Annotated in this window: 18 protein-coding genes; 6 read left to right on the top strand and 12 right to left on the bottom strand. The window is 71.1% G+C overall.

Annotated features, from left to right (window positions below; translation table 11 throughout):
* Positions 1-19 precede the first annotated feature (19 nt).
* The 5 genes from mctP to Srubr_RS25400 form a co-directional block, all read right to left on the bottom strand.
* Positions 20-1,648, bottom strand: coding sequence for a monocarboxylate uptake permease MctP (gene mctP / locus Srubr_RS25420; RefSeq protein ID WP_189999813.1), 1,629 nt, complete (start codon positions 1,646-1,648; stop codon positions 20-22).
* Positions 1,645-1,908 carry a DUF3311 domain-containing protein gene (locus Srubr_RS25415; RefSeq protein WP_189999812.1) on the bottom strand — a complete coding sequence of 88 codons (264 nt, stop codon included), beginning with the start codon at positions 1,906-1,908 and terminating at the stop codon, positions 1,645-1,647. The genes mctP and Srubr_RS25415 overlap by 4 nt, the downstream gene beginning before the upstream one ends.
* Positions 1,909-2,042: 134 nt before the next feature.
* Positions 2,043-2,804 (bottom strand): GntR family transcriptional regulator, encoded by a 762-nt coding sequence (locus Srubr_RS25410; RefSeq protein ID WP_189999811.1) that lies wholly within the window; start codon positions 2,802-2,804, stop codon positions 2,043-2,045.
* A gap of 344 nt (positions 2,805-3,148) precedes the next feature.
* A complete protein-coding gene (nagB, locus tag Srubr_RS25405; RefSeq protein WP_189999810.1) occupies positions 3,149-3,934 on the bottom strand; it encodes a glucosamine-6-phosphate deaminase in 786 nt (261 codons plus the stop codon).
* Positions 3,935-4,044: 110 nt separating this feature from the next.
* The gene (locus tag Srubr_RS25400; RefSeq protein WP_189999809.1) at positions 4,045-4,797 is read right to left on the bottom strand and encodes an SDR family oxidoreductase; all 753 of its coding nucleotides are present in this window, start codon (positions 4,795-4,797) and stop codon (positions 4,045-4,047) included.
* A 93-nt stretch (positions 4,798-4,890) separates the two neighbouring features.
* Here Srubr_RS25400 and Srubr_RS25395 point away from each other — a divergent pair, with 93 nt between their 5' ends.
* Positions 4,891-5,523: a TetR/AcrR family transcriptional regulator gene (locus Srubr_RS25395; protein WP_189999808.1), complete on the top strand. Its 633-nt coding sequence runs from the start codon at positions 4,891-4,893 to the stop codon at positions 5,521-5,523.
* A gap of 324 nt (positions 5,524-5,847) precedes the next feature.
* Positions 5,848-7,323 carry a sensor histidine kinase gene (locus tag Srubr_RS25390; protein ID WP_189999807.1) on the top strand — a complete coding sequence of 492 codons (1,476 nt, stop codon included), beginning with the start codon at positions 5,848-5,850 and terminating at the stop codon, positions 7,321-7,323.
* 304 nt (positions 7,324-7,627) lie between these two features.
* Here the strand turns inward: Srubr_RS25390 and Srubr_RS25385 are convergent, their stop codons facing one another.
* Both Srubr_RS25385 and Srubr_RS25380 read right to left on the bottom strand, forming a co-directional pair.
* Complete coding sequence (locus Srubr_RS25385) at positions 7,628-7,885, bottom strand: WhiB family transcriptional regulator (protein WP_003992873.1); 258 nt, start codon at positions 7,883-7,885, stop codon at positions 7,628-7,630.
* Positions 7,886-8,206: 321 nt separating this feature from the next.
* Positions 8,207-9,175, bottom strand: coding sequence for a diacylglycerol/lipid kinase family protein (locus Srubr_RS25380; protein ID WP_189999806.1), 969 nt, complete (start codon positions 9,173-9,175; stop codon positions 8,207-8,209).
* A 144-nt stretch (positions 9,176-9,319) separates the two neighbouring features.
* Between Srubr_RS25380 and Srubr_RS25375 the strand changes: the two genes are divergently transcribed.
* Positions 9,320-9,772 (top strand): hypothetical protein, encoded by a 453-nt coding sequence (locus Srubr_RS25375; protein ID WP_189999805.1) that lies wholly within the window; start codon positions 9,320-9,322, stop codon positions 9,770-9,772.
* Positions 9,773-9,907: 135 nt separating this feature from the next.
* On the opposite strand, the gene Srubr_RS25370 is transcribed toward Srubr_RS25375, so the two are convergent.
* The 3 genes from Srubr_RS25370 to Srubr_RS25360 form a co-directional block, all read right to left on the bottom strand.
* Entirely contained in the window at positions 9,908-11,020 is a 1,113-nt protein-coding gene (locus Srubr_RS25370) for an RNA polymerase sigma factor SigF (protein WP_189999804.1), read from the bottom strand.
* Positions 11,021-11,037: 17 nt separating this feature from the next.
* A complete protein-coding gene (locus Srubr_RS25365; protein ID WP_030609825.1) occupies positions 11,038-11,454 on the bottom strand; it encodes an ATP-binding protein in 417 nt (138 codons plus the stop codon).
* A 312-nt stretch (positions 11,455-11,766) separates the two neighbouring features.
* Positions 11,767-12,027 (bottom strand): UBP-type zinc finger domain-containing protein, encoded by a 261-nt coding sequence (locus tag Srubr_RS25360; RefSeq protein ID WP_189999803.1) that lies wholly within the window; start codon positions 12,025-12,027, stop codon positions 11,767-11,769.
* Between the two features lie 60 nt (positions 12,028-12,087).
* Here Srubr_RS25360 and Srubr_RS25355 point away from each other — a divergent pair, with 60 nt between their 5' ends.
* Positions 12,088-13,671 carry a Na+/H+ antiporter gene (locus Srubr_RS25355; RefSeq protein ID WP_189999802.1) on the top strand — a complete coding sequence of 528 codons (1,584 nt, stop codon included), beginning with the start codon at positions 12,088-12,090 and terminating at the stop codon, positions 13,669-13,671.
* On the opposite strand, the gene Srubr_RS25350 is transcribed toward Srubr_RS25355, so the two are convergent.
* Together Srubr_RS25350 and Srubr_RS25345 are read right to left on the bottom strand one after the other, a co-directional pair.
* On the bottom strand, positions 13,668-14,588 hold the full coding sequence (locus Srubr_RS25350; RefSeq protein ID WP_189999801.1) for a 1-aminocyclopropane-1-carboxylate deaminase/D-cysteine desulfhydrase: 921 nt from the start codon (positions 14,586-14,588) through the stop codon (positions 13,668-13,670). The genes Srubr_RS25355 and Srubr_RS25350 overlap by 4 nt on opposite strands.
* Before the next feature lie 125 nt (positions 14,589-14,713).
* Positions 14,714-15,307 carry an N-acetylmuramoyl-L-alanine amidase gene (locus Srubr_RS25345; RefSeq protein ID WP_189999800.1) on the bottom strand — a complete coding sequence of 198 codons (594 nt, stop codon included), beginning with the start codon at positions 15,305-15,307 and terminating at the stop codon, positions 14,714-14,716.
* Between the two features lie 294 nt (positions 15,308-15,601).
* On the opposite strand from Srubr_RS25345, the gene Srubr_RS25340 reads away from it, so the two are divergent.
* Both Srubr_RS25340 and Srubr_RS25335 read left to right on the top strand, forming a co-directional pair.
* The gene (locus Srubr_RS25340; protein WP_189999799.1) at positions 15,602-17,008 is read left to right on the top strand and encodes a family 2B encapsulin nanocompartment shell protein; all 1,407 of its coding nucleotides are present in this window, start codon (positions 15,602-15,604) and stop codon (positions 17,006-17,008) included.
* A 112-nt stretch (positions 17,009-17,120) separates the two neighbouring features.
* Positions 17,121-18,263 carry a family 2 encapsulin nanocompartment cargo protein polyprenyl transferase gene (locus Srubr_RS25335; protein WP_189999798.1) on the top strand — a complete coding sequence of 381 codons (1,143 nt, stop codon included), beginning with the start codon at positions 17,121-17,123 and terminating at the stop codon, positions 18,261-18,263.
* The last annotated feature ends 134 nt before the right edge of the window (positions 18,264-18,397 follow it).

The following is an 18,397-nucleotide window of genomic DNA, read 5'->3' as shown; positions in this document are numbered from 1 at the left end:
GCTGCGGATGTCGCGTGGGTCAGTGCGCGCTGCCCGCGGTGGCCGGCGGAAGCTCCACCTGGACATCGGGGTCGCCGGAGTCCGCCGTGTAGTCCTCCGGCTTGGTCTCGTCGATGCCCGCGGGGGCCTTCACGGCCTTCAGGACGACCGTCAGGACCACGGTGACCAGGACGTTCAGCACGAACGCCGTCAGGCCGATGTAACCGATCTCGCCGATGCCGGGGATCTCCTTCGAGGAGCCGCCGAAGTGCTTCTGCGTGGGCGAGGCCACCCCGTAGGCGGCGGCCGTGCCGTAGACCATGCCGACCGCCCAGCCGGCCAGCAGCGCCCAACGGTGGAACCAGCCGGTGAACAGGCCGCCGACCAGGGCCGGGAAGGTCTGCAGGATCCAGATGCCGCCCAGCAGCTGGAAGTTGATGGCGACGGTCTTGTCCATGGTGAGGACGAACACCAGGGCGCCGACCTTCACCAGCAGGGAGACCAGCTTGGAGACCTTGGTCTCCTCCGCGGCCGTCGCGTTCGGCTTGATGAAGTCCTTGTAGATGTTGCGGGTGAAGAGGTTGGCCGCCGCGATGGACATGATCGCGGCCGGGACCAGGGCGCCGATGCCGATCGCCGCGAACGCCACGCCGGTGAACCAGTCCGGGAACATGTCCTCGAACAGCTGCGGGATGGCGAGCTGGCCGTTGGAGACCTTCACCCCGGCCGCGATCGCCATGAAGCCCAGCAGCGCCAGCAGACCCAGCATCAGGGAGTACAGCGGCAGGATCGTGGTGTTGCGGCGGATCACCTCACGGCTGCGGGACGACAGGGTCGCGGTGATCGAGTGGGGGTACATGAACAGCGCGAGTGCCGAGCCGAGCGCCAGCGTGGCGTACGTCCACTGGCCCGCCTCCGGCGGCGCGAGCGCCCCGCGCGGCTTGCCGGTGGCCGGGTTGACCTGGTCGAACGCCTGCCCCGCCTTGGCGAAGACGTCGTCGAAGCCACCCAGCTTGATCGGGATGTAGATGATCGCCACCGCGATCACGATGTAGATCAGCGTGTCCTTGACGAACGCGATCAGCGCGGGGGCGCGCAGGCCGGAGGAGTAGGTGTAGGCCGCCAGCACACCGAAGGCGATGAGCAACGGCAGGTCCTTGATGAACCAGTTGGTGTTCTCGCCGCCGCCGACGCCCATCACGTCCAGCACCGCCTGGATGCCGACCAGCTGGAGCGCGATGTACGGCATCGTCGCCAGGATGCCGGTCACCGCCACCGCCAGCGACAGGCCCTTGGAACCGAACCGGCCGCGCACGAAGTCGGAAGTGGTGACGTACCCGTGGCGGTGCGAGACCGACCACAGACGGGGCAGGAAGGTGAAGATCAGCGGGTACACCAGGATCGTGTACGGCACCGCGAAGAAGCCGGAGGCGCCCGCCGCGTAGATCGCCGCCGGCACGGCGACGAAGGTGTACGCCGTGTACAGGTCGCCGCCGAGCAGGAACCATGTGATCCAGGTACCGAAGGACCGCCCGCCCAGGCCCCATTCGTCCAGGGAGTGCTCGTTCTCGGCCCTGCGCCAGCGTGCGGCCAGGAAGCCGAGGACCGTGACGACCAGGAAGAAGAAGATGAAGACGCCGAGCGCGACGCCGTTGACGCCGTCCTTCACTTCGCCGCACCCCCGCTGGCTTCCTTGCGGGCGCGCTGGTCACGCTGCCAGAGTTTGTACGCCAGCATGGTGAGCCCGGCGGAGATCAGTACCCAGAGCATCTGGTACCAGTAGAAGAACGGGATTCCGATGAGCGTGGGGTCGACCTTGGCGTACGAGCCGACCCACAGCATCGCCACGAAGGGCGCTACGAGACACAAGGCGATGATCACCCTGACCGGTGTCACCACCGGTGGTCTCACTTCAGGCGTTCCGGACATGCCACGGCTCCGTCCCCTCGCTGATCACCTGTGCAATGAGCAGGAAATCTAGGTGACTGTGTCATGACAGCGGAAGCCCTCGTCCGCATATCGGTACAGCGATTCGGCGAACGTGTCCTGCCGTTGTCCGGCCGTTACTCCGCCGGGCGCTTCAGCCGGGCGACGAACTTGTAGCGGTCCCCGCGGTAGACCGAGCGCACCCACTCCACCGGCTTGCCCTCGCGGTCCAGCGAGTGGCGGGAGAGCATCAGCATCGGCAGACCCACGTCGGTGCCGAGCAGGGCGGCCTCGCGGGGTGTGGCCAGGGAGGTCTCGATGGTCTCCTCGGCCTCGGCGAGGTGGACGTCGTAGACCTCGGCGAGCGCGGTGTACAGCGAGGTGTACTTCACCAGGGAGCGCCGCAGGGCGGGGAAGCGCTTGGCCGACAGATGGGTGGTCTCGATCGCCATCGGCTCGCCGTTGGCCATGCGCAGCCGCTCGATGCGCAGCACCCGGCCGCCGGCGGTGATGTCGAGCAGCTCGGCGAGCCGGTCGTCGGCGGTGATGTACCCGATGTCCAGCAGCTGCGAGGTCGGCTCCAGGCCCTGGGCCCGCATGTCCTCGGTGTAGGAGGTGAGCTGGAGCGCCTGGGAGACCTTGGGCTTGGCCACGAAGGTGCCCTTGCCCTGGATGCGTTCGAGCCGGCCCTCCACGACCAGTTCCTGCAGGGCCTGGCGCACCGTGGTACGGGACGTGTCGAACTCGGCGGCCAGCGTGCGCTCGGGCGGGACCGGCGTACCCGGCGCCTGCGTCTCCGTCATGTCGAGCAGGTGCTTCTTCAAGCGGTAGTACTTGGGCACGCGCGCGGTACGGGTGGTGCCTGCCTCGTTCTCCGCACTGCTGACGTCGGTGCTCATGCTCTGCCTTCCCGGCTCCGGATGCCGAAAGCGACCGACATCCCATCGGCCACGGCTCACATCGTGGCACGGGTTGCTCTGCCAGCACTCCACCCGCACGCTCCGTGATCCCCTCTGTATACCGCCGCACCCGCTGTTGGTCTAGTCCATCGGGCGGGTGAGCGGAAAGGACACGGGGCGAGGACCGGGGTCCGGCGTGAGGGAGGCGACGGGGCGCCGTCGGCCGGCTACCGCCCCCGTCGATCCGTCGATCCGTCGATCCGTCGGTCCGCCCCGCCTGCGCGGCGAGGCGCCGCCCCCTTGCCGGTGCCGGAGCCCGCCGACGGTGCCGTCGGTGTGTCTCCCTAAAGGCCCTGCCACTCCGGCTTGTTGGCGTAGGTGTGGCGGAAGTAGTCGGCCAGCTTCAGCTTGGACGCGGCGGCCTCGTCGACCACCACCGTGGCGTGGGGGTGGAGCTGGAGCGCGGAGGCGGGGCAGACCGCGGCCACCGGGCCCTCGACCGTCGCGGCGACCGCGTCCGCCTTGCCCTCGCCCGTCGCCAGCAGCACCAGGTGCCGGGCCTCCAGGATCGTCCCGATGCCCTGGGTGATGACGTGGTGCGGGACCTGCTCGATGTCGCCGTCGAAGAAACGGGCGTTGTCGATCCGGGTCTGCTCGGTCAGCGTCTTGATCCGGGTGCGCGAGGCGAGCGAGGAGCACGGCTCGTTGAATCCGATGTGTCCGTCGGTCCCGATGCCGAGCAGCTGGAGGTCCACCCCGCCGGCCTCGGTGAGCGCCCGGTCGTACGCCTCGCACGCCGCCTGGACGTCCTGCGCCGTGCCGTCCGGACCCATGAACGCGTCCATCCCTATGCCCAGCGGCTCCAGCACCTCCCGGCGCAGCACCGAGCGGTAGGACTCGGGATGGTCCGCGGGCAGCCCCACATACTCGTCGAGCTGCGCGATCCTCGCCCGGGAGGCGTCCACGGCGCCGGAGCGCACCTTGGCGGTCAGGGCCTGGTAGACGGGCAGCGGGGTGGAGCCGGTGGCCACGCCGAGCAGGGCGTCGGGCTTGCGTCGCAGCAGCTGGGCCATGGCCTCGGCGATGAGCTCGCCGCCCGCCGCGGCGTCCGGAACGATGACAACTTCCACGCTGGGCCTGCCGTTCTGAAGTGGGCTCTGTGCGTCTATGTGGTTTAGACCAATCTAACAGAGCCGCCGTTCGAGGGCGTGGGAAGAAGCGGGGAAGACCCGGGAAATTCTCAGCTGAGGGAACCTCCCGTCGCGTCCAGCCAGTGACCGGTCACCCACCGGCCGTCGTCCGATGCCAGGAAGGCCACTGCGTCGGCGACATCGGCCGGCGTTCCCACCCGCCCCAGCGCCGAGAGCGCGGCGGCCCGGGCCCGGCCGTCCTCCGTGCCGTTCAGGAGTTCCGCGGTGTTGTCGGTGTCGATGATGCCGGGGGCCACCGAGTTCACCGTGATCCCGCGGGGGCCGAGCAGCTTGGACAGGTCCCGGGTGAGGACGTCCAGCGCCGCCTTGGTCATGGAGTAGGCCAGGAGGTCGGGCATCACCGCGCTCCGCGCCAGCCCGGACGATATGTTCACCACCCGCCCGCCGTCGCGCAGCCGGTCCACGCCGAGCCGGGTCACGAAGAAGGGGGCCTTGGCGTTCACCGCGAACAGCCGGTCGTACTCCTCCTTCTCGATCTCCTCGAAGGGGCGCGCGGTGCCGATGCCCGCGTTGTTCACCAGGATGTCCACCCCGTCCGCGTGCCGGTCGAACTGCGCCCACAGCCGCTCGGCGTCCCCGGGCGTGCCCAGCTCCACCCCGATCGCGAACGCGGAGCCGCCCGCCGACTCGATCGCGGCCACCGTCGCCTCGGCCGCCTCCTCATTGGTGCCGTAGTGCACCGCCACGCGGGCGCCGTCGCGTCCCAGCCGCTCGGCGATGCCCCGCCCGATGCCCCGGCTCGCACCCGTCACCAGCGCCGTCTTTCCTGTCAGCGCGCCCATGGCCGCCCCCTCCGATTTGTCTAGCGGTCGTTACAGAAAAACCGTACACCACCCCGCCGGCAATTTTCTAGGGGTCGCTATAAAATGGTTCGCATGGCCACCGGGCAGGACACACAGGCGAAGAGCGGCGGGGCGGGCCGGACGCGGGGCAGGCCGCGCTCCTTCGACCGCGCCACGGCACTGGAGAAGGCGCTCCTGGCCTTCTGGCAGCACGGGTACGAGGCCACCTCGGTCTCCGACCTCACCCGCGTCATGGGCATCGGCGCTCCCAGCCTGTACGCGGCCTTCGGCGACAAGCAGTCCCTCTTCGACGAGGTCGTCCGCGTCTACAGCGGCACCCACGGCGCCTTCGGCGCGCGCGCCCTCGACGAGGAACCCACGGCCCGCGAGGGCGTCGCCCGCATGCTCCGCGAGGCCGCCGCCGAGTACACCGACCCGTCCCATCCGCAGGGCTGCATGATCATCCACGCCGCCATCAACTGCACCAACCCGGAGGTCGAGGCGTTGCTGCGGGACCGGCGCAACGCCAACATCGCCGCCATCGAGTCCCGGATCCGGGCGGACGTCGCGGCCGGGCTGCTGCCCGCCGGCACCGACGCCGCGGCCCTCGCCCGGCACACCGGCGCCGTGATCCAGGGCATGTCCCAGCAGGCCCGCGACGGCGCACGCCGGGAGGAACTGGAAGCACTCGCGGAAATTGCCATGGCCATCTGGCCCCACGACTGACCCGGGCGGGCTAGGCTGCGTGGCATCGCGGGCCGGCGCCTGCTACGGCGCCGACGCTTCCGCGCCATGGACACGCCGACGTGGTCTAGTCCAGAATCGAACAACAGCAAGCCTCCGTCTTCCCCGCACAGGAAGACGGACCGAGGATCCGGTGCTCTCTGCCCTGACTGCCCGGCTCCTCGACCTTCGGCCGACCGGGACCGCACACCCCACGGCCGTTGATGCTCCGGGCTGCGGTGCCGGGAGGGTTGAGGGTCCCTTCCAGGCGCCGCGGCCCGCGGGTGTTTTTCCGGCCACTGTCAGGCCCCGGGTACGCTCGCACACGTGCCCTCCATGAACGAACTCGTACGCCAGCACACCGCCCTGGACGACTCCGACCTCGAGTGGCTCCACCTGCTGGTCTCGGAGTGGCAGCTGCTCTCCGACCTCTCCTTCGCCGACCTGGTGCTCTGGGTGCCCACCCGGGACGGCACCCGGTACGTCTCGGTCGCCCAGATGCGGCCCAACACCGGCCCGACCTCCTACCAGGACGACATGGTCGGCCACCTGGTCCCGCGCGGCCGGCGGCCGATGCTGGACGTGGCGCTGGACGAGGGCCGGATCGTGCGCGAGGGCGACCCGGAGTGGCGTGAAGAGGTCCCCGTACGGGTCGAGTCCATCCCGGTACGGCGTGAGGGCCGCGTCCTCGGCGTGATCGCCCGGAACACCAATCTGCTCACCGTGCGCACCCCGAGCCGCCTGGAGCTGACCTACCTCCAGAGCGCCTCCGACCTCGCGCAGATGATCGCCGCGGGCTCCTTCCCGTTCCCCGGCCAGCAGGTCGACATGGACGCCTCCCCGCGCGTCGGCGACGGTCTGATCCGGCTGGACGCGGACGGCATCGTCCAGTACGCCTCCCCGAACGCCCTCTCCGCCTACCACCGGCTCGGCCTCGCCGCCGACCTGGTCGGTCACCACCTCGGACAGACCACCGCCGAACTCGCCCCCACCCGGGGTCCGGTGGACGAGGCGCTGGCCAAGGTGGCCAGCGGCTGGGCGCCGCGCGAGTTCGAGATCGAGGCGAACGACGGTGTCATCCAGTTCCGGGCCATCCCGCTCAAGCCCAAGGGCACCCGCATCGGTTCGCTGGTGCTGCTCCGCGACGTGACCGAACTGCGTCGGCGCGAGCGGGAGTTGATCACCAAGGACGCCACCATCCGGGAGATCCACCACCGGGTGAAGAACAACCTCCAGACGGTCGCCGCCCTGCTCCGGCTCCAGGCCCGGCGCATCGAGTCCGAGCGCGGCCGGGAGGCGCTGGAGGAGGCGGTCCGCCGGGTCGGTTCCATCGCGATCGTGCACGAGACGCTGTCGCAGAACCTGGACGAGCGGGTCGAGTTCGACGACATCGCGGACCGGGTGCTGGCCATGGTCGCCGAGATCTCGCCGGGCAAGGTCACCGGCCGGCGCACCGGACGGTTCGGCATACTCGACGCCGAAGTGGCCACCCCGCTGTCCATGGTCCTCACCGAGATCCTGCAGAACGCCCTGGAGCACGGCTTCCGAGAAGGCGACACCGGCACGGTCGAGGTCTCCGCGGTGCGCGGCGGCACCACCAAGGAGGCCCGGCTGCTGGTCACGGTCCAGGACGACGGCGTCGGCCTGCCCGAGGGCTTCGACCCGCACCGCTCGGGCAACCTCGGTCTGCAGATCGTACGGACGCTGGTGGAGGGGGAGCTGGGCGGATCCTTCGACATGGTGCCGGCGTCCGGGCGCGGAACCCGGGTGATCCTCGACATCCCGGTGCGGGCCCAGAAGTAGGCGCCTTCCTCACGGCGGAGCCCCGCGGGGGGCGGCGACGGGGGCGGCGATTCTCTTCTCCTTCGACCGGCAACTCCCGTGTCCTCAAGGTGTTTATCGGAGAAGGCGCCGCCAAGGTGCTACCGGTGATGCGTTCGAGCACAGCAAAAAGCCCCGGACCGCCATTGGTCCGAGGCTGATGCTCGTTGCTGCTCTGCTTTATCGCTAAGCGCTCCGGGGGAACTGCGCGCTGCGGCTCGGGGGCGGGAGATGCGTACGTGCTGTGCGCGCCGCCAAGCTCAGGCTGTCAGCAGGGGTGGGTATGTCAGGCGGAGGCCTGACGGGCCCGGTTGCGGGCGGCGCGGCGCTTCATGGCGCGGCGCTCGTCCTCGCTGAGACCACCCCAGACGCCGGAGTCCTGACCGGACTCGAGCGCCCACTGCAGACACTGCTCGATCACCGGGCAGCGACGGCAGACGGCCTTGGCTTCCTCGATCTGCAGCAGCGCAGGACCGGTGTTGCCGATGGGGAAGAAGAGCTCGGGGTCTTCCTCGCGGCAAACGGCGTTGTGACGCCAGTCCATGGCTGCTACCTCTCCTTGGTATTACGTGCAGGTTGCTTGTGAATGTGAACGCTTTCACGAATCCCTCAACAAGTGAAGGGCCGACCGTCGAGTTCACACCCGGCGTGGTCCTTGGTTTGAAGAGGGGTTCCGGTGATCAGTGGAGGCCGGTGTTGCGGGCCGTCCCGATCGCCACGTAGAGACTCGCAAACCTCGGCGACGGATACAACCCCTTCCGGGAAGTTTTTTTTGATTCCTCGGTGTCGACTAGGTCACAGCCGTACTTCCATGGGGTGGATCCTGGCCTAAACGTTCGAGTGAAAGGACTTTTGCCCGTTCCGCTCACACAATCACACGCAGTGCACGGCGTACGCCTGTGAACGTCACGCTCGTACGCAGCCCGAGGTGGTCACCGTCCATCTGGAGAGGCAGCGGCACCTTCGAATGCAAGGTGAACTGATCCAGATCATGCAGGGAGACCGCGTGCTTCCCGTGCGGCCCGCGCTCGGGGGACGAAGTGAGCAACTGGGTGCCATACCGGGCAACCGCGGCCGTCGAGAGACGGCTGAGACCCAGCACGTCGATGCCGGTGTCGAACGACGCCTTGGGTGAGGTGTACATGGGGCGGTTGCCGAGGTACGTCCACGGGGACGTGTTCGAGACTATGGCGACGACGAGATCCTCGACGGGGTCCGCGCCGGGCCGCTCCAGCGTGATCGTGCCGTTGCGCCGGTTCGGCTCGCCCAGGAACTGCCGGACGACCTGCCGGACGTAGAGCGCGTGGGTCGACTTCTTCCCGCGCTCGCGCTGCTGCTCGACCCGGCCCACCACACCCGCGTCGAAACCGAGCCCGGCGTTGAAGGTGAACCAGCGGGCCGGCACCGCCTCGTCCTCGGTGCCCGGCGGGCCCGACGTCAGCCCGAGGCCGACGATCCGCTCGGTGCCCTCGCGCAGCGCGTCCAGCAGTGCGCCGGTGGCCTCGACGGGATCGTTGGGCAGGCCCAGCGCCCGGGCGAAGACGTTCGTGGAACCGCCGGGGACGACGGCCAGACCGGGCAGGTGCTCCGGGTCCGGGCCGGCGTGCAGGAGGCCGTTGACGACCTCGTTGACCGTGCCGTCGCCGCCGAGCGCCACCACCAGGTCGATGTCGTCGCTCTCCGCCGCCTGCCGGCCGAGGTCGCGGGCGTGGCCGCGGTACTCGGTGGTGACCGCCTCCAGCTTCATCTCGCTCGCCAGCGCGTGGATGAGCACATCACGTCTGCGTGCGCTTGTGGTGGTAGCCGCCGGATTGACCACGAGAAGTGCACGCATGCATGGCAGCGTACCTACTGGGGGGTATCGGGCCCAGTCCGAGGTAGGGATCCGGTAAGAGGCGGGGCGTGAGCCTGAACACGCTCCGCCGGGCGCGTCCCGGGTACCCGGCGGTGACCGGGGCGCGACGGCTACCCTTCAGGGGTGAGCAGTCAGCAGAACCCCGCCTCCGAGACCGCCGAGACAGCCGTGACCGACGGACCCCGTCCGCGCCGGCTGACGTACGCGGCGGTGCTGGCCGCGCTGGAGGGCGCCGCGCTGGTGGCCGGCGGCCTGTGGGTGCTCGTCCGCGGGGTCACCGGTGAGCCGGACGACCGGCAGCAGGCCGTGACCCTCGGCATCACGCTGATCGTGCTCGCGCTGCTGCCGCTGCTCGCCGCGCGCGGGCTGCTGCTGCGGCGCGGCTGGAGCCGGGGCCCCGCGGTGATCACCCAGCTCATGGCGCTCCCGGTCGCCTACAGCCTGCTCCAGGCCGACAGCATGGCCATCCCGGCCGGCATCGCCCTCGCCGCGATCGCCATCGCCGCCCTGGTCCTCCTCGTCAACGGCGAGACGACCCGGGCCCTCGGCATCAAGGGACCCGGCCGGGCGGAGTAGGGCCCGGCGGGCAGGACGTACGGGGACTGGAGTGAAGGGCGAGTCACCGCACCGGCCGCAGCGCTCCCCCGGCATCCGCCGGCCCGGGCCACACCGCCGCCCGGCACTCCCGGGGCCGGCCCAGGCAGCCGCGCGTCACTCCTCCACGAGGAGCTTCTCCCGCAGCTGGGCCAAAGTGCGGGCCAGCAGCCGGGAGACGTGCATCTGGGAGATGCCGACCTCCTGCGCGATCTGCGACTGGGTCATGTTCCCGAAGAAGCGCAGCAGCAGGATCCGCTTCTCGCGCGGCGGCAGGTCCTCCAGCAGCGGCTTGAGGGACTCGCGGTACTCCACGCCCTCCAGCGCCTCGTCCTCGGCGCCCAGGGTGTCGGCGACCGCCGGCGACTCGTCGTCCGTGTCGGGGACGTCCAGGGACAGTGTGGAGTACGCGTTCGCCGACTCCAGGCCCTCCAGGACCTCCTCCTCCGAGATGGCCAGCTTCTCGGCCAGCTCGTGGACCGTCGGCGACCGGCCGTGCAGCTGGGACAGCTCGGCGGTCGCGGTGGTCAGCGAGAGCCGCAGTTCCTGGAGCCGGCGCGGCACGCGGACCGCCCAGCCCTTGTCGCGGAAGTGCCGCTTGATCTCGCCCACGACGGTCGGGGTGGCGTACGTGGAGAACTCCACCCCGCGCTCGGGGTCGAACCGGTCGACGGACTTGATCAGACCGATCGTGGCGACCTGGGTGAGGTCGTCCAGCGGCTCGCCGCGGTTGCGGAACCGGCGCGCCAGGTGCTCCACGAGCGGCAGGTGCATGCGGACGAGCTGGTTGCGCAGTTCCGCGTACTGCGGGCTGCCCTCGGGCAGCGAGCGCAGCTCGACGAACATCGCCCGCGCCCCGCTGCGGTCCTGGACGCCGTGCTGTACTGCCTGCGCGGTCTCCGTGTCCGGCGTGTCGTCCTCGGCGTATCGCTCGTGCTCGCTCATCGTCCCGCCCGTAGCCCTTCCCCGAGCCCTGGCCCCCGCGCGGACGGTGGATGCGGCGCCGTCGCCTGCCGTCGGCGGTGTGCCCTGCCCGGCACCGTCGCCGTCGACCCGCGCGGAGCCGTCGTCCGGGTGCGGCCTGGCCTGCTCGGGGATGCCGTCGATGCCGTCCGCCATGCGCCGGGACCCGTCCCGGGTCTTCGCCCCGGAGGTCTCGGCGTCACCCGACCAGGAGGCGCCCCCGTCCCCGGCCGGCAGCTCCCGTGTGCCGCGCTCTTCGTCCCGCACCGGACCGTCCCCGTTCCTCAGGCCGGCCCGGGGCCGACACCACGCTGTTTGTAGAGGCTGATCGAGACCGTCTTGTCCTCGTCCACGGCGGACGAGACCTTGCCCGCGAGGGCCGACAGCACGGTCCAGGCGAAGGTGTCCCGCGAGGGGGCGTGGCCGTCCGTCGTCGGCGCGGACACCGTCACTTCCAGCGAGTCGTCGACAAGACGGAAGACACAGCTGAGCACCGAGCCGGGCACGGCTTGCTGGAGCAGGATCGCGCAGGCCTCGTCCACGGCGATGCGCAGGTCCTCGATCTCGTCCAGGGTGAAGTCCAAGCGAGCCGCCAGACCGGCCGTGGCCGTCCGCAGCACCGACAGGTAGGCACCCGCAGCCGGCAGCCGGACTTCCACGAAGTCCTGGTTCGCCGCGGGCTCGCCTGCGATCTGGGACACCCTCACCTCCATGGTGGTACAAGCTTTACGGGGCCGAGGGTCGCCCCCCGGGGTAACGCGTACATGGTTCAAGCGGTGACGCTATCGCGCTCCGAACGTTCCTGTCCCCGGGACCCCAACCCCCTGGCGTCACTCACAGTAAAGCTCCGGATACGCTCCGTGTCTAGGGGGTGGGCGGGCCCAAATGGGAAGAGCGCGCGCCGGATTGACGTACCCAGACGTCAGACGCTCGAACCGTCGTGCGGAAGCCGCCACAAGCAGTGTCACACGAGAACGCGGTCGGACGAGAAGTCCCGCTCGCACGAACGCGGGTCAGACGAGCACATGGTCGACGAAGCACCACCGCCAGTCCTCGCCGGGCTCGAAGGTCCGCATCACCGGGTGCCCCGTCCGCGCGTAATGCTCCGTCGCGTGCCGTCCCGGCGAGGAGTCGCAGCAGCCGACGTGCCCGCAGCTGAGGCAGAGCCGCAGCTGCACCGGGTGCGTACCGTCCCGCAGGCACTCCGGGCAGGTCGCGGCGAGCGGCGCCGGTTCCGGGTGCGGCAGCGCTTCGGCGTGCGTGCACTGTTTCATGATTGCCAGATTACGACGGGTGTGCGGACGACCGCGCGGGACAAGAGGTGGGCGAGGACCTTGGACGTGATGCCCCTGCTGTTGCTGGTGGCGGGCAGTGCGGCGGTGGCCGCGGCGGCCCGGCGCACTCCCGCGCCGGCCCCGCTGCTGCTGGTCGCCGTGGGCCTGGCGGTCTCCTACATCCCCGGCGTGCCGTCGTACACCCTCGACCCGCACGTGGTCCTGCCGCTGCTGCTTCCCCCGCTGCTGTACACCTCGGCGAGCGACAGCTCCTACCTGGACCTGCGCGCGCAACTGCGTCCGGTCGCGCTGCTCTCGGTCGGGTACGTCCTGTTCGCGACCGTCGTCGTCGGCTGGGCCGCCTATGCGATCGTCCCCGGGCTGTCGCTGCCCGCCGCGCTGGTGCTGGGCGCGGTGGTGGCTCCGCCGGACGCGGTGGCCGCCGCGGCCGTCGCGCGCCGGGTCGGCCTGCCCTCCCGGATCACCACCATCCTCCAGGGCGAGTCCCTGGTGAACGACGCCACCGCGATCACCGCCTACAAGGTGGCGCTCGGCGCCGCCGTCGGCGCGGGCGCCACCTGGGCCGGCGGCATCGGCGAGTTCGCGCTCGCCGCGGTCGGCGGGGTCGGGATCGGGCTGGTCCTCATGGCACCCCTGCACTGGCTGCGCACCCATCTGAACGAGCCGCTGCTGCAGAACACGCTCTCGCTGCTGATCCCGTTCGTCGCCTACGGGGTCGCCGAGCAGGCGCACGCCTCCGGGGTGCTCGCCGTCGTGGTCGTCGCCCTCTACCTCGGCCACCGCGCGTGGGAGGTCGACTTCGCCACCCGGCTCCAGGAGGAGGCGGTGTGGAAGATGGTCGCCTTCGTGCTGGAGTCCGCGGTGTTCGCCCTGATCGGGCTGCAACTGCCGATCGTCCTCAAGCGGCTCGGGGAGTACCAGGGGCTCGCCGCGGTGTGGTACGCGGTCGCCGTCTTCCTGGTCGTCGTGGTGGCCCGGTTCGTCTGGGTCTACCCGGCCACCTTCCTGCCCCGGCTGCTGTCGGAGCGCATCCGCGCGCGCGAGGAGAACCCCACCTGGCGGGGCGCGATGGTCACCTCGTGGGCCGGCATGCGCGGGGTCGTCTCCCTTGCCATCGCCTTCGCCATCCCGTCGACCATGGCCGACGGCCCGCGCAACCTGATCCTCTTCCTGACCTTCACCACCGTCATCGGCACGCTCGTCGTGCAGGGCGTGACGCTGCCGCCGCTGATCCGGCTGCTGCGTTTCCCCGGCCGCGACCGGCAGGCCGAGACCCTCGCCGAGGCCAACGCCCAGGCGCAGGCGTCGCGGGCCGCCGAGGCCCGGCTCGACGACTTGCTCGCCGACGAGCGCAACGCCCTGCCGCCGCCGCTCGTCGACCGGCTGCGCACCGTCCTGGAGCGCCGCCGCAACGCCGTCTGGGAGCGGCTCGGCCAGGTCAACCCGGTCACCGGCGAGTCCGTGGACGACACCTACCGCCGGCTGTCCCGGGAGATGATCAGCGCCGAACGCGAGGTCTTCGTCAGGCTCCGCGACCACCGTCACATCGACGACGAGATGCTGCGCGCCCTGCTCAGGCGCCTGGACCTGGAGGAGGCGGCGGCCTTCAGGGAGGCCGGTTAGCGCTCCGGGGCGACTGGAGGGGGCTCCGGGAACGGCCGCCCGGTGACGACGGCGGCGATCGTGCTCCCGCGCGCGAAGGCGCCCTCTTCCGCGAGGGCGACAAGCCCGTGGAGCAACTTGGCGACATAGAGACGTTCCACGGGCAGTCCGTGCCGCTGCTCGAAGTCGCTTGCGAACGCCTCCAGTTCGGGAGTCGTACGGGCGTACCCGCCGCAGTGGAAGCGGTCGTCCAGGGACCAGACGCCGGTACGGGCGCCGAAGGCACGTTCCTGCAGCGTCTGTATGTCAGCCTCCAGGAAACCGCCCTTCAGGACCGGTATGCCGAGCGCGCGCCCGTCCGTCCCGAGTCCGGCGGCCAGTCCGGCGAGGGTGCCGCCGGTGCCGCAGGCGACCGCGACGACCTCGGCCTGGCCGCGCAGTTCCGCGCCCAGCGCCCGGCAGCCGTGCACCGCCTCGGCGTTGCTGCCGCCCTCCGGGACGACGTACGCGCCCTCGGCACCGGCCGCGCGCAGGATTCTGGTTAGGGTCTCCGGCTCGGTCTTGCGGCGGTAGGTCGATCTGTCGACGAAGTGCAGCCGCATGCCGTCGGCCGCGCACCGGGCCAGGGACGGGTTGAGCGGGCGGCCGGCCAGCTCCTGACCGCGCACCACGCCCGTGGTGGGCAGGCCCAGCAACCGGCCCGCGGCGGCGGTGGCCCGCAGGTGGTTGGAGTAGGCCCCGCCGAAGGTGACCAGGGGCCGGCCGCCGGCCGCCGCGATGTTCGGCACCAGCTTGCGCCACTTGTTGCCGACGAGATGGGGGTGGATGAGGTCGTCGCGCTTGAGCAGCAGCCGGAGCCCGCGGCGCTCGAACCGGGGGTCCCGCACCTCCTGAAGCGGGGAGGGCAGGCGCGGGGCGAGCGGTCCGGTGCTGGTCACGGCTCCATTGTCGCCCGGGGCGGGGTGTCCGGGCGCGGCTGCCGGCCGGGCGGTGACCGGACCGGCCGGGGGCGCGGGAACGCGCGACCGGCGTCGGCGCGGCCCGCGGCCGGCGCGCCACGGCGCTACTCCTTCAGCCGTTCCCGCACCCGCTGCCTGAGGGAACGCATCGAGACACCCCGCGGATCCACCTTCCCCGGCTGCCACTCCAGGTGGCCGATGACCGACCGCTCCGTCCAGCCGTGCCGGCGGCACAGGGCCGCGGCGGCCCGGACGATCGCCTCCAGCTGCTCATCCGGCCACGGGTCCTCCCCGTCGCCCATGTTCTCGCACTCGAAGCCGTAGAAGTGCCGGTTGCCGTCGGTGTTCGCCTCGTTGTCCGGCGGCAGCCCCTTCTCGGCGATCACCGCCCGCAGCACCTCGTCGTCGCCGGACCCGGCGTGGTTGGCGCGGCCGTAGCCGACCAGGTGGACCCTGCCGTCCTTGGTGATCACGCCGTGGCACAGCGGGCCCGGCAGGTCCGGGTGGCCGTCGCGGCACAGGTCCACCGTCCGCTCGCTGCCCCGGGTCACCGTGTGGTGGATCATCACGCCGTGGACGGGCCCCCAGGGGCCCTTGTGATTGCGGTTGTGATCCCGCCAGTCGCCGACCTCGACGACCGTGACGCCCTCGGCCCGGAGCGCGTCCAGGAATTCGCTCGCCGACATGGGTGAGGCCATGCCCGACTCCTTCGTGCCGTGCCCGTCCGGCCACGGATCCGGCCGGACGTCCTGCCTGCTTCTACCGAAACCGGACGTCCCGGAACACATCGTTCGTACGGTGTGCGAGCCGATCCGGACAGCGAACGATGCCGTGCGGACCTGGACAGAATCCTTGCCTGTGCCCACTAATCCGATGATCCATTCCCGCTCTTTCGGGTAATGGCGCGGACACATCTCGTGCTGGGAGGCTCGGACGCGAGACCGGTGCCCGGTGCACTGCGGCGCCGGGCATACATGGGAGGGCGTTTCTTTATGTCGGTAGGCGAAGAGGTCCGTACCGATCAGGACAGGCCGCAGCAGTCCCTCGGGACGGCGGCGGCGCGCAACTTGGCCACCACCACCAAGTCCGTTCCGCAGATGCAGGAGATCAGCTCCCGCTGGCTGCTGCGCACGCTTCCCTGGGTCGACGTCCAGGGCGGCACCTACCGGGTGAACCGACGGCTGACCTACGCCGTCGGCGACGGCCGCATCACCTTTGTGAAGACCGGTGACCAGGTGGAGGTCATCCCGAACGAACTGGGCGAACTGCCGGCCCTGCGGTCGTACGCGGACGAGGAGGTGCTGGCCGAACTGGCCCGGCGCTGCCGCCAGCGCGAAGTCGCGCCCGGCGAGGTGATCGCCGACTTCGGCCACCGGACCGACGAGGTGTACCTGCTCGCCCATGGCCGGGTGGAGAAGATCGGCACGGGTCCCTACGGCGACGACGCCGTCCTCCAGGTCCTGGCCGACGGCGCCTACTTCGGCGACCAGGCGCTGCTCGACCCGGACGCGATCTGGGAGTACACCGTCCGCGCGCACACCGCGACCACCGTGCTGGTGCTCAGCCGCCAGGACTTCCAGCAGGTCGCCGAGCGCTCCGACTCGCTGCGCGCCCACCTCGAAGGGCTGCGCTCGATCCCCCGGCAGCGCACCAACAAGTACGGCGAGAAGGAGGTCGAGCTGGCGGCCGGCCACTCCGGCGAGCCCGACATCCCGCACACCTTCGTGGACTACGAGCCGCGGCCCCGCGAGTACGAACTGAGCATCGCCCAGACCGTCCTGCGCATCCACACGCGCGTGGCCGACCTCTACAACCAGCCGATGAACCAGACCGAGCAGCAGTTGCGGCTCACGGTCGAGGCGTTGAAGGAGCGTCAGGAGCACGAGCTGGTCAACAACCCGCAGTTCGGCCTGCTCAGCAACTGCGAGTACGACCAGCGGATCCAGCCGCACGACGGCGCGCCGAGCCCGGACGACATGGACGAGCTGCTCAGCCGCCGCCGGGGCACGAAGCTCTTCCTGGCCCACCCGCGCGCGATCGCCGCGTTCGGCCGCGAGCTGAACAAGCGGGGCCTGGTCCCGGAGACCATCGACATCGGCGGCAACCGCATCCCCACCTGGCGCGGGGTGCCGATCTACCCCTGCAACAAGATCCCGATCAGCGAGGCCCGTACGACCTCCATCATCGCCATGCGTACCGGCGAGTCCGAGCAGGGCGTCATCGGGCTGCGGCAGTCCGGCATCCCGGACGAGATCGAGCCGAGCCTGTCCGTGAGGTTCATGGGCATCAACGAGCAGGCCATCATCAAATACCTGGTGACGGCCTACTACTCGGCCGCCGTGCTGGTGCCCGACGCGCTCGGTGTCCTGGAGAACGTCGAGATCGGCCGGTGGGGGTGACGTTTCCGCACGTAGTGGCCGTGTTCCCGGCCGCCGGGAGGGGTAGGCCCTCGGGGAACGCGTCCGGGCGGTCCGGTGGCACCGGCTCGCGCGGACCTGGCGAGGGGGAGGCATGGCCGAGTACATGACGGAGACCGACGAGCGTTCCCCGGCGGTGCCGGGTTCCGGCACCGCCGGGAGGACCCGGGAGACCACCGGGACCGCCACCGCTCCGCTCGACGGGCAGGAGGCCCTGGCGCAACTGGAGCGCACCCGGACCCTGGTCTATCCGGAACTGCGCGCGGCCGTGGAGTCGCTGCCCGACGCCATGCGCCGGATCGGGCTCTACCACTTCGGCTGGCAGCACGCCGACGGCACACCGGCGGCGGGCAACGCGGGCAAGGCGATCCGGCCGGCGCTCGTGCTGGCGGCGGCAGCGGCGCTCGGCGGCCCGGTGGCCCGGGCGTCCGCGGTCCGGGCCGCGGCAGCGGTCGAACTGGTCCACAACTTCACGTTGTTGCACGACGACGTGATGGACCGGGACACCACCCGCCGGCACCGGCCGACGGCCTGGACCGTGTTCGGGGACACCGACGCGATCCTCGCCGGGGACGCCCTCCAGGCGCTGGCCCTGCGGCTGCTCGCCGAGGACCCGCACCCCGCCTCCGTCCCGGCCGCGGCCCGGCTCGCGTCCTGTGTGGTGGAGCTGTGCGAGGGGCAGCACGCGGACACCGACCTGGAGCAGCGCGCTCCGGACGCGGTGACGCTGGACGAGGTGCTCGCCATGGCCGAGGCCAAGACCGGCGCGCTGCTGGGCTGCGCGTGCGCGCTCGGCGCGCTGTACGCGGGAGCCGGTGCGGAGGAGGTGGCCGCCCTGGACGGCTTCGGCCGCCAGGCCGGGCTCGCCTTCCAGCTGATCGACGACGTGATCGGTATATGGGGAGACCCGCGGCATACCGGCAAGCCGGCCGGCGCGGACCTCGCGGCCCGCAAGAAGTCCCTGCCGGTGGTGGCGGCGCTCACCTCCGGCACGCCGGGGGCGTCCGAGCTGGCCGCGCTGTACGGCAAGCCGTACCTCGCCGAGGAGGCGGAGGACGGGGAGATCGCGCGGACGGCACTGGCGGTGGAGCGGGCCGGCGGCCGGGACTGGGCGCAGGCCGAGGCGGCCGACCGGATGGCCAGGGCCATGCAGGAACTGGCCCGCGCGGTCCCCGACCCGGAGGCGGCGGGCGGCCTGCTGGCGCTCGCCGAGTTCGTCACCCGGCGCAGCAGCTGAACGCCGCCGGCGGCCGAGGAGGACCCGGAGGCTCCGGGCCCGTGCGGCTCCTGACCCCGCACGGCCGACGGAGACTCCGGCCAGGGGCCCCGCACACCCCCACAGTGTGCGGGGCCGCCGCGCACCGCCCCTGT

The organism is Streptomyces rubradiris, assembly GCF_016860525.1.
GTDB lineage: Bacteria > Actinomycetota > Actinomycetes > Streptomycetales > Streptomycetaceae > Streptomyces > Streptomyces rubradiris.
This window is presented reverse-complemented; position numbering and strand designations above follow the sequence as displayed.

Coding starts and splice junctions, on each gene's coding strand:
- Srubr_RS25395 (WP_189999808.1), top strand. CDS start 4,891: ATGGCCACCGGGCAGGACACACAGGCGAAGAGCGGCGGGGCGGGCCGG.
- Srubr_RS25335 (WP_189999798.1), top strand. CDS start 17,121: ATGGCCGAGTACATGACGGAGACCGACGAGCGTTCCCCGGCGGTGCCG.
- Srubr_RS25410 (WP_189999811.1), bottom strand. CDS start 2,804: ATGAGCACCGACGTCAGCAGTGCGGAGAACGAGGCAGGCACCACCCGT.
- Srubr_RS25345 (WP_189999800.1), bottom strand. CDS start 15,307: ATGGCCTCACCCATGTCGGCGAGCGAATTCCTGGACGCGCTCCGGGCC.
- Srubr_RS25415 (WP_189999812.1), bottom strand. CDS start 1,908: ATGTCCGGAACGCCTGAAGTGAGACCACCGGTGGTGACACCGGTCAGG.
- Srubr_RS25380 (WP_189999806.1), bottom strand. CDS start 9,175: ATGCGTGCACTTCTCGTGGTCAATCCGGCGGCTACCACCACAAGCGCA.
- Srubr_RS25340 (WP_189999799.1), top strand. CDS start 15,602: ATGTCGGTAGGCGAAGAGGTCCGTACCGATCAGGACAGGCCGCAGCAG.
- Srubr_RS25360 (WP_189999803.1), bottom strand. CDS start 12,027: ATGAAACAGTGCACGCACGCCGAAGCGCTGCCGCACCCGGAACCGGCG.
- Srubr_RS25385 (WP_003992873.1), bottom strand. CDS start 7,885: ATGGACTGGCGTCACAACGCCGTTTGCCGCGAGGAAGACCCCGAGCTC.
- Srubr_RS25400 (WP_189999809.1), bottom strand. CDS start 4,797: ATGGGCGCGCTGACAGGAAAGACGGCGCTGGTGACGGGTGCGAGCCGG.